16 protein-coding genes are annotated in these 13,163 nt (G+C 66.9%); 7 read left to right on the top strand and 9 right to left on the bottom strand.

Annotated features, from left to right (window positions below):
* Window positions 1–23 precede the first annotated feature (23 nt).
* From RCAP_RS16280 to rsxA, 9 genes are all read right to left on the bottom strand, one after another.
* Window positions 24–302, bottom strand: coding sequence for a hypothetical protein (locus tag RCAP_RS16280; protein WP_013068991.1), 279 nt, complete (start codon window positions 300–302; stop codon window positions 24–26).
* Window positions 303–374: 72 nt separating this feature from the next.
* Complete coding sequence (locus RCAP_RS16275; RefSeq protein ID WP_013068990.1) at window positions 375–1,397, bottom strand: FAD-dependent oxidoreductase; 1,023 nt, start codon at window positions 1,395–1,397, stop codon at window positions 375–377.
* 35 nt (window positions 1,398–1,432) lie between these two features.
* Window positions 1,433–1,690, bottom strand: a complete 258-nt coding sequence (locus RCAP_RS16270) for an RnfH family protein (RefSeq protein ID WP_013068989.1) — start codon at window positions 1,688–1,690, stop codon at window positions 1,433–1,435.
* On the bottom strand, window positions 1,687–2,418 hold the full coding sequence (locus tag RCAP_RS16265; RefSeq protein WP_013068988.1) for an electron transport complex subunit E: 732 nt from the start codon (window positions 2,416–2,418) through the stop codon (window positions 1,687–1,689). Before RCAP_RS16265 ends, RCAP_RS16270 begins: the two co-directional genes overlap by 4 nt.
* Window positions 2,419–2,429: 11 nt before the next feature.
* Window positions 2,430–3,083, bottom strand: coding sequence for an electron transport complex subunit RsxG (rsxG, locus tag RCAP_RS16260; protein WP_013068987.1), 654 nt, complete (start codon window positions 3,081–3,083; stop codon window positions 2,430–2,432).
* The gene (locus tag RCAP_RS16255; protein WP_013068986.1) at window positions 3,080–4,159 is read right to left on the bottom strand and encodes an RnfABCDGE type electron transport complex subunit D; all 1,080 of its coding nucleotides are present in this window, start codon (window positions 4,157–4,159) and stop codon (window positions 3,080–3,082) included. The genes rsxG and RCAP_RS16255 overlap by 4 nt, the downstream gene beginning before the upstream one ends.
* Before the next feature lie 2 nt (window positions 4,160–4,161).
* On the bottom strand, window positions 4,162–5,721 hold the full coding sequence (gene rsxC / locus RCAP_RS16250) for an electron transport complex subunit RsxC (protein ID WP_013068985.1): 1,560 nt from the start codon (window positions 5,719–5,721) through the stop codon (window positions 4,162–4,164).
* Window positions 5,718–6,281, bottom strand: coding sequence for an RnfABCDGE type electron transport complex subunit B (locus RCAP_RS16245; RefSeq protein WP_013068984.1), 564 nt, complete (start codon window positions 6,279–6,281; stop codon window positions 5,718–5,720). Before RCAP_RS16245 ends, rsxC begins: the two co-directional genes overlap by 4 nt.
* A 20-nt stretch (window positions 6,282–6,301) precedes the next feature.
* Entirely contained in the window at window positions 6,302–6,883 is a 582-nt protein-coding gene (gene rsxA / locus RCAP_RS16240) for an electron transport complex subunit RsxA (RefSeq protein WP_013068983.1), read from the bottom strand.
* 421 nt (window positions 6,884–7,304) lie between these two features.
* Between rsxA and RCAP_RS16230 the strand changes: the two genes are divergently transcribed.
* The 7 genes from RCAP_RS16230 (at window position 7,305) to nifE (ending at window position 13,163) form a co-directional block, all read left to right on the top strand.
* Window positions 7,305–8,612 (top strand): FprA family A-type flavoprotein, encoded by a 1,308-nt coding sequence (locus tag RCAP_RS16230; RefSeq protein ID WP_013068982.1) that lies wholly within the window; start codon window positions 7,305–7,307, stop codon window positions 8,610–8,612.
* A gap of 15 nt (window positions 8,613–8,627) precedes the next feature.
* Entirely contained in the window at window positions 8,628–8,915 is a 288-nt protein-coding gene (gene fdxC, locus RCAP_RS16225; RefSeq protein ID WP_013068981.1) for a ferredoxin FdxC, read from the top strand.
* A gap of 43 nt (window positions 8,916–8,958) precedes the next feature.
* Window positions 8,959–9,156, top strand: coding sequence for a ferredoxin FdxN (fdxN, locus tag RCAP_RS16220; RefSeq protein ID WP_013068980.1), 198 nt, complete (start codon window positions 8,959–8,961; stop codon window positions 9,154–9,156).
* A gap of 1 nt (window position 9,157) precedes the next feature.
* Complete coding sequence (locus RCAP_RS16215) at window positions 9,158–9,637, top strand: SoxR reducing system RseC family protein (protein WP_013068979.1); 480 nt, start codon at window positions 9,158–9,160, stop codon at window positions 9,635–9,637.
* Window positions 9,634–10,734, top strand: a complete 1,101-nt coding sequence (locus RCAP_RS16210) for an FAD:protein FMN transferase (protein WP_013068978.1) — start codon at window positions 9,634–9,636, stop codon at window positions 10,732–10,734. The genes RCAP_RS16215 and RCAP_RS16210 overlap by 4 nt, the downstream gene beginning before the upstream one ends.
* Window positions 10,735–10,885: 151 nt before the next feature.
* Window positions 10,886–11,425, top strand: a complete 540-nt coding sequence (locus RCAP_RS16205; RefSeq protein ID WP_013068977.1) for a peroxiredoxin — start codon at window positions 10,886–10,888, stop codon at window positions 11,423–11,425.
* A gap of 169 nt (window positions 11,426–11,594) precedes the next feature.
* Window positions 11,595–13,163 (top strand): nitrogenase iron-molybdenum cofactor biosynthesis protein NifE, encoded by a 1,569-nt coding sequence (nifE, locus tag RCAP_RS16200; RefSeq protein ID WP_013068976.1) that lies wholly within the window; start codon window positions 11,595–11,597, stop codon window positions 13,161–13,163.

The raw sequence follows: 13,163 nt of genomic DNA, 5'->3' as shown, positions 1-13,163 counted from the left end.
GGCTGCCCGCGAAGGGCAGCCCTTCAATGTTTGAATCGGCGTACCAGCGTCCAGATGCCGAGCAGAACCCCCATCTGGATCGCATTCGTCACCAGCCCGATGGCGGCGGCGACCAGGAACCAGACGTTGCCGTTCGGAAACAGCAGCGGGATCACGAGCGCGACCAGCACAAGCCCCGCCGCAAGGGTCGGGATCCTGCCCAGCCGGTCTTCAAGCCGCGGTTGCAGCGCAATCACCCCGGCCAGCAGGATGACGCGCAGCGGATCCCCGATCTGGGTGATGAAAATGTCGACAAGTCCCAATGCTCTCCTCCCTCTGAGCCTGACTGCGCGACATTAGGCGCCGCCGCCCCTTTCGCCAAGAATTTTCCCGGGTCAGGCTTGCGCAACCGTTGCCGCGACCGAGAGCCGGGCGCCATCCAGCGTGCGGGCCGTGCCCTTGCGCGCATCGCCCAGCACGACGGCGTCGCTGCGCAGCATCGAGCGGCCCCGCGCGTCGCAGGGGCACCAGCCCGAGGCATCGACAAGCCCCGCGGTGCGGGCAATCGCCCCGGCCACATGCGGCGGCACGAAGTTGATCACATCGGCCCTCAGAGACCCGGCCCCGGTCTCGATCCGGCCCGCCCGCGCGTCGACGGCCGTCACCCCGGCGCCCTCCGCCGCGGTGATCCAGGCCACCTGCGCATCGATCCCCTGCAGCCGCTTCGCCATCGCGAAGGATTGCGCCAGCGCGGGCGTCGGCGTCGCATCGAGCACCGTCAGCCGCGCCGCGGGGCGGGTGGCGGCGATCCGGCGTGCCAACACCAGCGCACGGTGCAGCGCCACCTGCGGATGGCTCAGCTCCGCGGGCAGGCGCAGCACGACATGACCGGCCTCGGGCAGGGCGGCCAGCTGCGCCGCCAGCCGCCGCGCCTCGCGCGCATTGCCCCAGGCGGCGGGCATCGCAAAGCGCGCCTCGGCATCGAGCCCCTCGATCGCTTCGGCCTTGGCCGTCGTGCCCGGGGCCAGATAGAGCCGGTCAAAGGCGGCATCGCGGCCGGAAAAGAGCGAAAGCCGCCCCGCCGTCCAGTCGACATCGGTGACATCGTCGAGCATCACCTCGATGCCCTGCGCCTTCAGCCGGGAAAGCGTCGCCTCGGTGCGCGGCGGGACAAAGGCGGCGGCGGCCGCGTCGCCGGTTTCCCGGGCCAGACGGGTCGGATCGCGTTCCAGCAGCGTTACACGCAGCGCGGGATGGGCGGCACGCAGCGCCAGCGCCGCCTGTGCCCCGGCGGGACCGGCGCCGACGATCACGGCGCGGTCCGAAGGCGCAAGGGCAAGGCCGATCCCGCCCGCCGCGGCAACGGCAGAGGTGGCGAAAAGACCGAGGGCGAGGTGGCGACGGGTCAGACGGGTCATCGGAAGTCTCCTGACGAAAGGGGGGGGCGGAGGGGTCAGCTTCTCTTTTCCAGCAATTCGGCTTCGGGATGGATCGGGCGATAGATCTCCACCCGGTCGCCTTCCTTCAGCGGCTTTTCCAGCGGGCAGATCTGGCCGAAAATGCCGATCTTCTGCGTGCTCAGATCGATCTCGGGGAACTGGTCGAGCAGACCGGATTTCTCGATCGCGTCGCGCGCCGTGGCGGTGTCCGGCACATCGACATGTTTCCAGACCTGCACGGTCGGCTTGGCATAGGCGACACCCACGATCATGCCTCTTCTCCGGTTTCCAGTTTCGGTTTCAGCACGCCCGCCGCGGTGAACACGCGTTCGGTGCGCATCTGCTTGATTTCCTGTTCGATCGTCGGCTTGCGGGCATCGATGATGCGCTTGAGCGCGAAAAGCCCCCCCACCACCAGAAAGCCGCCCGGCGGCAGGATCATGATCAGAAAGCCGGGGTAGTCGGGAAAGATCTGCAGCTCCATGAAGGCGAAATGCGGCCCCAGAAGCAGCGAGGCCTGGGCGAAAAGCGTCCCCGAACCCAGGATTTCCCGGATCGCCCCCACCACCACCAGCGCAAGCGTGAAGCCGATCCCCATCATCAGCCCGTCAAGCGCCGAGGCGAGCACGCCAAAGCGCGAGGCAAAGGCCTCGGCCCGGCCCAGGATGGCGCAGTTGGTCACGATCAGCGCGATGAAGAGGCCCAGCACCTTGTGCAGATCGTGCAGCCAGGCGTTCAGCGCCAGATCGACCACGGTCACGATGGCGGCGATGATCAGGATGAAGGCCGGAATGCGGATCTCCGGGGCGATGGTCTTGCGCAGCGCGGAAATCACCACGTTCGACAGGATCAGCACCACCGTCGTCGCCAGCCCCATGCCCAGCCCGTTCGTGGCGGTGCCGGTGATGGCCAGCGTCGGGCACAGCGCCAGCATCTGGCCCGTCACGATGTTCTTGTCCCACAAGCCGTCGCGGGCGATCTTGGCGTAACTCTCCGACATGGGCGCGCTCCTCAGGATTTCGGGGGCAGGGGGGCGGTCAGCGCCGCCTTGTTGCGGTCAAAGAACATCAGCCCGCGATAGATCGTCTTGACCACCGCGCGGGGGGTGATCGTGGCCCCCGAGAACTGGTCGAACACGCCGCCGTCGCGTTTCACCTTCCAGTGGCCGGGCTCGGGATCGGCCAGCGACTTGCCGGCGAAGCCCAGGATCCAGTCATCCTTCGCCACTTCGATCTTGTCGCCCAGACCCGGGGTTTCGGTATGCGACAGCACCCGCACGCCCAAAAGCGTGCCATCGGGGGCGATGCCCAGCAGCACCCGGATCTGACCGCTGTAGCCGGGGCCGGAAAGTTCATAGGCGAGGCCCGTCACCGCGCCCGCTTTGGTGGCGACATAGACCTTGATCGTGCCTTCCTCGGCGTCGCTGACCGGGCGCATCGCGGCCGCCAGATCATTGTCGTGCAGGTCGTGCGGGATCACCTGTTCCAGCGAGGCGGCCAGATCTTCGGCGCCGCGGGCGGCGATCGGCGCCGAGGTGCTGTCGTTCGCCACGGCCAGCAGCACCGCGGTGACCAGCGCAAACATCGCCAGCATGATCCCGTGCGCCAGAGGCGAGGCCTTGAACCAGGGCAGTTTCGGTTTTTCGGGGGGGGGCGTGTCGGTCATTTCTGCGCTCCCTTCGCGGGTTTGGCGGCGCCAAGCGGCTTGCCGGTGCGGGACCGTCCGAAGATCCGCGGCCGGATGTAGGTTTCGATCAGGGGCGTGACCGAGTTCATCAAGAGCACCGCAAAGGCCACGCCCTCGGGGAAGGCGCCGAAGGTGCGGATCACGAAGACCAGCGTGCCGATGCCGATGCCATAGACCCATTTGCCTGCGGTGGTGACCGGCGAGGTGACGTAATCGGTGGCGATGAAGAAGGCGCAGAGCATCGTCGAGCCCGAGGTCAGATGCAGGATCGGCGGGGCGAAGCGGTCCGGCGCAAGGAAGGAGCAGATCGCCGACAGCGTGACCAGCGTGCCCAGCACGGCCAGCGGGATCGTCGGTGTGATGATCCTTGTGACCAGCAGCAAAAGCCCGCCCAGTGCCAGAAGCACGGTCGAGGTCTCGCCCAGGCTGCCGGGCACGAAGCCCAGAAGACGGCTTTCCAGATCCGCCAGCGTCGGGAGGATCTCGCCCATCGTCGCGCCCGCGCTGATCTGGCTCTTGATGTGGCTCAGCGTCGAGGCGGAGGAGACGGCGTCGAACTCCTGCGAACCAAGGAAAGTGATCGACAGCCCGTGCAGGAAGGAGGGGCCCTCCAGCAGGCCGACCGGCGCGATCCAGGTGGTCATCTGCACCGGCAGCGCGACGACGAGCATGGCGCGGGCGACCATCGCCGGGTTGAACAGGTTCTGCCCCAGCCCGCCGAACAGGTGTTTCGCGATGACGATGGCGATGAAGGACCCGATCACGCCGACCCACCAGGGCGCATAGGGCGGCAGCGTCATCGCGACAAGCCAGCCCGACAGGATCGCCGAGCCGTCGGTGGCAAAGGGCCGGATCGGCTTGTCCGCGATCTTCAGGCAGGCGACCTCGAAGACCCAGGCCGAGACGACCGTGGTCAGGAACAGGAAAATCGCGGGCCAGCCGAATTCCCACAGCCCGAACAGGGTGGCGGGCGTCAGCGCCGCCACCACCGTCAGCATCGTGCGGGAAACGGTGAACAGCGTGTGGGTGTGCGGGCCCGCAACGGGCATGTGCATGGTCACGGCGTGGCCTCCCCCTGGATGGCGGTTGCGGTCGCGGGCGGGGGCATCGCTGCCGCAGCGGCCGCTTCTTCGGCTTTCTTCTTCGCGGCCATCTCGGCCTTGCGCTTCAGCATCATCTGTTTCTTCGCCTCGGCGATCGCCTCTTCGCGGGCCTTGCGGGCGGCGGCGAGACGCTTGGTTTCCTCCTGCTGGTGCTTGCGGCTTTGCCGTTCCGAGAGCTTGCCCTTGGCGAACTGGAACGACTGCACCAGCGGCAGGTTGGCGGGGCAGTTGTAGGAACAGCAGCCGCAGGCAAGGCAGTCCATCAGCCCGACCTTGGCCGCGCCCTCCAGATCGCCCGCGTGGATGCGGGCGTTCAGCTCGAAGGGCGTCAGCCCCACCGGGCAGCCCTGCACGCAGCGGCCGCAGCGGATGCAGGGCATGGTCTTCGCCTCGGGCGTTTCCGCCGCGGTCAGCGCCAGAATGCCGTTCGTGCCCTTGACCACCGGCACCCGCGGGTTCTGGATCGGCATCCCCATCATCGGCCCGCCCAGAAGCAGCCGGTCCGGTTCCTCGGTGAAGCCGCCGCAATGGGCGATGATCTCCGACACCGGCGTGCCGATCAGCACCCGCAGGTTGGCGGGGCGGCGGATGCCGTGTCCCGAAACCGTCACCGTCCGCGCGATCAGCGGCTCGCCATAGCGCACGGCCAGGTGGACGGCATGGGCGGTGGCGATGTTGTGCACGACGACGCCCAGATCGGCGGTCAGCGCCCGGGCCGGGGTTTCCTGTCCGGTGATCATCTTCACCAGATGCTTTTCCGAGCCCATCGGATATTGCGTCGGCACCACATGGATCTTGAACGTGTAGCCAAGCGCGCGGTTGTAACGCGTCATCGCCTCGATCGCCTGCGGCTTGTTCGATTCGATCGCCACGAAGACCTGTTTCACGCCCAGCGCCCGGGCCATGATGCCGATGCCGTCGGCGATTTCCTCGGCGCGTTCGCGCATCAGCCGGTCATCGCAGGTCAGATAGGGTTCGCATTCGGCGCCGTTGATGATCAGCGTCGTCAGATCGTATTTCGCCCGCAGGTTCAGCTTCACCGCCGAAGGGAAGGTGGCGCCCCCCATGCCGACGATCCCCGCCGCCGCCACCTGCGCCGCGATCTCTTCGGGCGCGGCGTTCTCGGGGCGGAGGCGCGGCAGGTGCGGGCCCCATTTGTCCTCGCCGTCGGGGCGGATGGTGATCGTCGGCACCGGCAGGCCCGAGGCATGCGGGGCCACGAAATGCCCCACCGCGATCACCCGCCCCGAGGTCGGCGCATGGATGTTGGCCGACAGCGGCCCCCGGGCCTTGGCGATCAGCTGGCCCTTCAGCACCAGATCGTCGCGTTTCACGATCGGCTCCGCCTCGGCGCCGATATGCTGCTGCAAGGGCAGGCGGATCAGCGCGGGCATCGGCATCGTCTCGATCTCGCATTCCGAGGTCAGATGCTTGTGGGTTTCCGGGTGGATCCCGCCGCGGATCGAAAAGGATTGCAGCGGATGAAACAGGGTGGCGATCGAGGGAAGTCTCATGCTGCGGTCTCCGCGCTTGCCGCGACCAGACCCGGTTGCGGCTTGTCCCAATACCAGGTCTTGAGGGTCTTCGGCTTGACGCGGCTGACGATCGCCTCGGTCGGGCAGACCTCGATGCAGGCGTCGCAGCCGATGCAGGCGTCCATCACCACGGTATGGATCTGCTTGGCGCCGCCGACGATCGCATCGGTCGGGCAGCGCTTGAAACATTTCTGGCAGCCGGTGCAGTGATCCTCGAAAACAAAGGCGACCATCGGCTCGATCTCGGCGATCGGGCCTGCGTCGGCGCCCGCCTCGACGGTGACGATCTCGGCCAGGGCCAGCGCCACATCGCGCCCGCCCGGGGTGCAGGCGGTCACCGGCGCGTTGCCCTCGGCCATCGCCTCGGCCAGACCGTTGCAGCCGGGAAAGCCGCAGGCGCCGCAATTGGTGCCGGGCAGGATCTTGGCGATTTCCTCGACGATCGGCGGGGTCTCGACGTGGAACTTGCGGGCGGCGGCGCCGAGCAGGTAGCCCAGCCCGAGCCCGAGGGCCGACATGGAAGCGGCGGCTGCGATCATGGCAGGTCTCCTTTCGACGATCAGACGTGCACGAGCCCGGCAAAGCCCATGAAGGCGAGGCCCAGAAGCCCTGCGGACACGAAGGCGATGGGGGTTCCGGCAAAGGCCGCGGGCACCGAAAGCTGCGCCAGCCGTTCGCGCATGCCCGCAAAGATCACCAGAACGAGCGTGAAACCGACCGAGGCGCCAAAGCCGCTCAGCGTGCTCATCGCAAGGCTCAGATGGCCCTGAATGTACATCAGCGGCAGGCCGAGGACGGCGCAGTTCGTGGTGATCAGCGGCAGATAGATGCCGAGCGCCTTGTGCAGGTCGGGGGTGACCTTGCGCATCACCGTCTCGATGAACTGCACGATCGCGGCGATGACCAGGATCATGCTCAGGATGCGCAGGAATTTCAGGTCGAGCGGTTCCAGGATCAGCGCCTCGACCAGCCAGCAGGCGGCCGAGGCGACGGTGATCACGAAGGTCGTGGCCAGCCCCATGCCGATCGCGGCATCGGTCTTGCGCGAGACGCCCATGAACGGGCAGAGCCCGAGGAATTTCACCAGCACGACGTTGTTCACGAGCGCGGTGCTCAAGAGGACGAGAAGGAAGTCTTGCATCGGTCTCCCCGGTTGGCTGTGCCGTCGCGCCAAGGCGTGGCGAAGGGCTTCATCGGGGATCAAGCAAGGGCTGTGCCAAGCGGGCGGATCGCGGCCTGTCGCGCCCCCGCGTGCCCGCCCGCACGCGTGTCCGCGCGCGCATCCGCCCCCGCGCCCGCGATAAAGATGTGAGCGCTCCCGCCGCAGCGGCAAAGCCCGTCGGTTTCGGGGGGAAATCGCCCCGATCACGGCTTCGGGAGCCGGTTTTCCGCGTGTTTTCGGCGCTTTCGCCGCATTGTCGGGTTTCCGACAATTTGTCGGGGCCGCGCCGCGGCTTCTGTCGTCTTGCGGCCCCGCACCCCTGTTTCCTTGGGCTTCCGCGCTTGGCACGGTTCTTGCTGCACATCTGATGCGGCCTGCCCGCAACCACAGGAGTGTTCCCTTGTCCGTTCCGCCTTTCACCATCCGCCCGGCCGCGCCCCGCCTTGACGGCCCCACCGGCCCTGTCGCGGTGGCGCCCGGCGTGCATTGGGTGGGGGCGCTCGATCCGGGGCTGCGCAATTTCGACGTGATCCTGAAAACCGCGAATGGCACCACCTACAATGCCTATGCCGTGCGCGGGTCAGAGGGGGTCGCGGTGATCGACACGGTCAAGGCCGAATTCGCGGGCGACTTCTTTGCCCGGCTGGAAGCCGTTGCCCGCTATGACGAAATCCGCCTGATCGTGCTGAACCATCTGGAGCCCGATCACACCGGCGCCGTGCCCGAACTCTTGCGCCGCGCACCGCAGGCGCAGGTCCGGCTGTCGCCCCGCGGCCTGCCGATGCTGCGCGCGCTTTTGAAGGACGACTTCGAGCGTTACGACATCAAGGGCGTCACCACCGGGCAATCGGTCAGCCTGGGCGACCGCGATCTGCAGTTCTTCACCACGCCTTTCGTGCATTGGCCCGACACGCAATGCACCTGGCTGGCGGCGGAACGGGTGCTGTTCACCTGTGACCTGTTCGGCAGCCATTATTGCGACGGGCGGCTGTTCAATGACCTTGTCGGCGATTTCCGGTTTTCTTTTGAGTATTACTTCGACCGGATCATGCGCCCCTTCCGCAGTTTCGTGGCGCAGGCGCTCGACCTGATCGAGCCGCTCGATTTCGGCATCATCGCCCCCGCGCATGGGCCGATCCTGCGCAGCCATCCGCGCGATTATCTGACCCATACGCGGCGGCTGATTTCCTCGCGGCTCGCCGCCGAAACCGGCAGCGAAAAGACGCTGCTGATCTTTTACGTCTCGGCCTATGGCGCCACCGCGCAGCTGGCGCAGGCGATCCATGACGGTGCCGCCGAAAGCCCCGATGTGCGGGTGTCGCTCTTTGATCTGGAGGGCGGCGAGATCACCCCCTTCCTGGATCTGATCGAGGAGGCCGACGGCATTGCGCTGGGCACGCCGACGATCAACGGCGATGCGGTGCGCACGATCTGGGAAATGCTGGCGGCGCTGGTCGATATCGAAACCCGCGGCAAGCTGGGGGCGGCTTTCGGCTCCTATGGCTGGTCGGGCGAGGCGGTGCGGCTGGTCGAAACCCGGCTGCAGGGGCTGAAGATGCGTCTGCCGGAACCGGGGTTGCGGGTGAAGCTGCACCCCTCCGCGGCGGAACTGGAAGAGGGGCGGGCCTTCGGGCGCCGCCTTGCCGATCACCTGACCGGCCGGGCCGCGCCCCGCGAGGTCGACTTCGCCGAAATCGCGGCGCGCTGAAACAAAGGACGGACCATGGACAAGGCCACACTGACGTTCACCGATGTCTCGATCACGGTCAACGTGCCCACCGGAACCCGCATCATCGAGATGTCGGAAAAGGTCGGCTCGGGCATCACCTACGGCTGCCGCGAGGGCGAATGCGGCACCTGCATGACCCATATCCTCGAAGGGTCGGAAAACCTGTCGGAACCGACCGCGCTGGAAATGCGGGTGCTGGAGGAAAACCTGGGCGGCAAGGATGACCGTCTGGCCTGCCAGTGCCGGGTGCTGGGCGGCGCCGTCAAGGTTCGCCCCGCCTGAAACGAAACGAAGCCAAGCCATTTGCCAGGAAAGGAAACCAGCCATGGCCATGAAGATCGATCCCGAACTCTGCACCTCTTGCGGCGACTGCGAACCGGTCTGCCCGACCAATGCGATCGCGCCGAAGAAAGGCGTTTATGTGATCAACGCCGACACCTGCACCGAATGCGAAGGCGAGCATGACCTGCCGCAATGCGTCAACGCCTGCATGACCGACAACTGCATCAACCCGGCGGCGTAAGATGACCGGCTGCTGCGACGACGGTCCGGCGACCGGACCGCGCGATCTGCGCGAAAGACTGCGCGTGGTCGCGGTCAGGGGCGAAAGCCTTGTCGTCGCGGCAGACCGCGCCTCGGCCTGTGCCGCCTGCGCCGAGGCGAAGGGCTGCGGCACCAGGGCGCTGATGTCGATGCACCGCACCGATCTGATGACGATCGCGCGTCCGGCCGGGCTGATCGTCGCGCCGGGGGACGAGGTCGAGGTGGCGATGTCGGGCAACAATCTTCTGGCCGGGGCGGGGCTTGCCTATCTGCTTCCGGCGCTGGCCTTTGTCGTCGCTTTGGCGCTGGCCTCCGGGGCGGGCCTGTCGGACGGGGGCGCGGCCCTTGTTGGGGGCGTCGTGCTGATGTTTTCCTTCCTGCCGCTGGTGCTGCTGGAACGCCGCGCGCGGCTGTCGCGGGCGTTGCAGGTGCTCGACGTGCATCCGGGGCACGGCCGATGATCGGCCGCAGGGCCGCGTTTCGCACCGGTCTGGCGCTTGCGGCCGGGCTTGTCCTTGCGGGGGGCGTGCGGGTGCTGACCGCACCGGCCCCCGATGTATCCGAGACCTTTTACGTCTTCGGCACGCTGCTCGAGGTCGAAACCCATGGTGTCCCCGAGGCGCAGGCCCGCGACGCGATGGCGGTGCTTGGCGCGCATTTCCGGCAGATGCACCGCGATTGGCACGCCTGGGCCCCCGGTGAACTCGAAAGCCTGAATGCCGCGATGGCCGCCGGGCAAAGCTTCGAGGTCGATCCGGGGCTGGCAAAACTCTTGCAGCAGGGCAGGGACCTTGCCTGCCGCTCGGAGGGGCTGTTTGATCCCGCCGTGGGCGGCATGGTCGAGGCCTGGGGCTTTCACGCCGACACCCCGCCCGAGGGCGATCCGCCCTCTGACGCGGTGGTGGCGAAGCTTCTGGCGGGCGCTCCGAAAATGACCGATCTGACGATCACCGGAACGACGGTCCGCTCGTCGAACCCCGCGGTGCAGCTGGATCTGGGCGCCTATGCCAAGGGCGCGGCGCTGGACTTGGCCGAGGCGGACCTGACCGCCGCGGGCATCCGTGATGCGGTGCTGAACGCGGGCGGCGGCGTGCAGGTTCTGGGCGATCACGGGTCGCGGCCCTGGCGGGTGGCGATCCGCGATCCGTTCGAATGGGGCGTCGTCGGCGCGGTGTCGCTGCGCCCGGGCGAGGCTTTGCACACTTCGGGCAATTACGAACGCTACTTCGACAGGGGCGGCATCCGCTTTTCCCATATCATCGATCCCCGCACCGCAAGGCCGATGCGGGGGGTGGTCTCGGTCTCGGTCCTGTCCGACAATGGCGCGCTCTCGGATGCCGCCGCCACCGCGCTTTGCGTCGCGGGCGAAGAGGACTGGCCGCGGATCGCCGCGCAGATGGGGGTCCGCGCCGTGCTCAGGATCACCGATGACGGATCGATCTTCGCCACCCCCGAGATGAGGGCGCGACTCGAAGCGGTCGAGGGCGGCTTCCCCGCGCCGATCACCGTCGTCGATCTGCCCAAGGATGTGGCAATCCCCCTTTGTCCCGAGGGCTGAACGCGCTTTGGCACGGGCTTTGCCCGGCCGCTTCTGTCACATTCTGGATTTGGAACGATTCCATGTTGCAGCGCGGCGACGATCACGCTACCCCCTCGGACCGGGATTTCCGCGGGGACCGACCCCCGCCTGACCGCAGCTGGAGCCAAAGATGAAAACCAACAGCAAATTGCCCGACGTGACCTTTCACACCCGCGTGCGCGACGAAAGCGTCGGCGGCCCGAACCCCTACCGCTGGCAGGACATGACCACCGCCGATTACTTCGCGGGCAAGCGGGTGATCCTGTTCTCGCTGCCGGGCGCTTTCACGCCGACCTGCTCGACCTATCAGCTGCCGGGCTTCGAAAAGGGCTTCCCGGAATTTGCCGCGCAGGGCATCGACGAGATCTATTGCCTCTCGGTCAACGACAGCTTCGTGATGAACCAATGGGCCAAGGCGCAGGGTCTGGAAAACGTCCAGGTGATCCCGGACGGTTCGGGCGAATTCACCCGCCGCATGGGGATGCTGGTGCGCAAGGACAACCTGGGCTTCGGCCTGCGGTCCTGGCGCTATGCCGCCATCGTGACGAATGGCGTGATCGAGGCCTGGTTCGAAGAGCCCGGCCTGATGGACAACTGCCCCGAGGATCCCTATGGCGTCTCCAGCCCGGAAAACGTTCTGGCCTGGCTGAAAACCGCGAAAGCCGCCTGAGCGATCCGACAGAGGTTCCGAAAGCCCCGCCCGTCCGGCGGGGCTTTTCTGTTGCAGGCCGTCCGACAATTTGTCGGATATGCTCCAAACCCGGCGCCGTGGCTGCAAAAACCGGGCCGTTTCACCTGGCACGTTGCTTGCTTCATCCCTCCTGACAGGGGGATGCATCATGTCCGAAGCCTTGAAGTCGAAAATCGCCGATGTCCTGAACGAGCCGGGCTGTGCCACCAACTCGACCAAGACCGATGTTTTGCGCAAGAAGGGCTGCACCAAGCAGCTGACCCCGGGGGCCGCGGCCGGTGGCTGCGCCTTTGACGGCGCGATGATCGCGCTGCAGCCGATCGTGGATGTCGCCCATCTGGTCCATGCCCCCGCCGCCTGCTGGTCGAACGGCTGGGACAACCGCTCTTCGGCCTCGTCGGGCTCGGAGCTTTACCGCAAGGGCTTCACCACCGATCTGTCGGAACTCGACATCGTCATGGGCCACGGCGAGAAGAAACTTTACCGCGCGCTCCGCGAGGTGATCGAGGCGGAAAGCCCCGCCGCCGTCTTCGTCTATGCGACCTGCGTGACGGCGCTGATCGGCGACGATCTGGATGCGGTCTGCAAGGCGGCGACGGCGAAATGGGGCACGCCCTGCATTCCGGTCAATGTGCCGGGGTTCGCGGGGTCGAAGAACCTGGGCAACAAGCTGGGCGGAGAGGCGCTTCTGGATCACGTCATCGGCACGCTGGAACCCGAGACGGTGACGCCCTATGACGTCAACATCATCGGCGATTACAACCTGTCGGGCGAGCTGTGGCAGGTGAAGCCGCTGCTCGACAAGCTCGGCATCCGCATTCTGGGCTCGATCGCCGGGGATGCGCGCTACAAGCAGGTGGCGATGGCGCATCGGGCCAAGGTGACGATGCTGGTCTGTTCGCAGGCGCTGATCAATGTCGCGCGCAAGATGCAGGAGCGCTACGGCATCCCCTATTTCGAGGGGTCTTTCTACGGCATTTCCGACACTTCGCAATCGCTGCGCAGGATGTGCGAATTGCTGGTGGATCAGGGCGCGCCGAAGGACCTTCTGAACCGCTGCGAGGTGCTGATCGCCAGGGAAGAGGCAAAGGCCTGGGCGGCGCTGAAACCATTTCGCCCGCGCGTCGCGGGGCGCAGGGTGCTGCTTTACACCGGCGGGCACAAATCCTGGTCCGTCGTCTCGGCGCTGCAGGAACTGGGGATGGAGGTCGTCGGCACCTCGATGCGCAAGGCGACGGCGAATGACCGCGACCGGGTGATCGAGATCATGGGCGACGACAAGCACATGTATGAAAACATGGCCCCGCGCGAGATGTATCAGATGCTGCGCGACGCCGGGGCGGATGTGCTTTTGTCGGGCGGGCGGTCGCAATTCGTCGCCCTGAAGGCGCTGGTGCCCTGGGTCGATGTCAATCAGGAAAAGCACGAACCCTATGCCGGGTATATGGGCATGGTCGATCTGGTCCGCGCCATCGACCGGTCGGTGAACAACCCGATGTGGGCCGATCTGCGCGCCCCGGCGCCCTGGGATGCGCCCTTGACCGGATCGGTCGTGCCCGCCCCCTCGGGCGCCTGCCCGGTGACCGGGATTTCCGCGCCGATGGGGCGGGCCCCGGTGCTGGTGCCGCAACAGGCCGCCGCGGCGCCGCTGGCCCCGGCCGCCGCGCCCGGTCTGGCCGCGATGACCAATTCCGCCACCGATTTCGAGGATTGCTGA

Origin of the sequence: Rhodobacter capsulatus SB 1003 (assembly GCF_000021865.1) — a bacterium.
Taxonomy (GTDB): Bacteria; Pseudomonadota; Alphaproteobacteria; order Rhodobacterales; family Rhodobacteraceae; genus Rhodobacter; species Rhodobacter capsulatus_B.
The sequence above is the reverse complement of the archived record's forward strand: the minus strand, read 5'-3'. Positions and strand labels throughout refer to the sequence as shown.

Bases quoted from the DNA above. Each gene is read 5' to 3' on its own strand.
- RCAP_RS16275 (WP_013068990.1), bottom strand. From the start codon at position 1,397: ATGACCCGTCTGACCCGTCGCCACCTCGCCCTCGGTCTTTTCGCCACC.
- RCAP_RS16270 (WP_013068989.1), bottom strand. From the start codon at position 1,690: ATGATCGTGGGTGTCGCCTATGCCAAGCCGACCGTGCAGGTCTGGAAA.
- RCAP_RS16265 (WP_013068988.1), bottom strand. From the start codon at position 2,418: ATGTCGGAGAGTTACGCCAAGATCGCCCGCGACGGCTTGTGGGACAAG.
- rsxG (WP_013068987.1), bottom strand. From the start codon at position 3,083: ATGACCGACACGCCCCCCCCCGAAAAACCGAAACTGCCCTGGTTCAAG.
- RCAP_RS16255 (WP_013068986.1), bottom strand. From the start codon at position 4,159: ATGCACATGCCCGTTGCGGGCCCGCACACCCACACGCTGTTCACCGTT.
- rsxC (WP_013068985.1), bottom strand. From the start codon at position 5,721: ATGAGACTTCCCTCGATCGCCACCCTGTTTCATCCGCTGCAATCCTTT.
- RCAP_RS16245 (WP_013068984.1), bottom strand. From the start codon at position 6,281: ATGATCGCAGCCGCCGCTTCCATGTCGGCCCTCGGGCTCGGGCTGGGC.
- rsxA (WP_013068983.1), bottom strand. From the start codon at position 6,883: ATGCAAGACTTCCTTCTCGTCCTCTTGAGCACCGCGCTCGTGAACAAC.
- fdxC (WP_013068981.1), top strand. From the start codon at position 8,628: ATGGACAAGGCCACACTGACGTTCACCGATGTCTCGATCACGGTCAAC.
- fdxN (WP_013068980.1), top strand. From the start codon at position 8,959: ATGGCCATGAAGATCGATCCCGAACTCTGCACCTCTTGCGGCGACTGC.
- RCAP_RS16215 (WP_013068979.1), top strand. From the start codon at position 9,158: ATGACCGGCTGCTGCGACGACGGTCCGGCGACCGGACCGCGCGATCTG.
- RCAP_RS16210 (WP_013068978.1), top strand. From the start codon at position 9,634: ATGATCGGCCGCAGGGCCGCGTTTCGCACCGGTCTGGCGCTTGCGGCC.
- RCAP_RS16205 (WP_013068977.1), top strand. From the start codon at position 10,886: ATGAAAACCAACAGCAAATTGCCCGACGTGACCTTTCACACCCGCGTG.
- nifE (WP_013068976.1), top strand. From the start codon at position 11,595: ATGTCCGAAGCCTTGAAGTCGAAAATCGCCGATGTCCTGAACGAGCCG.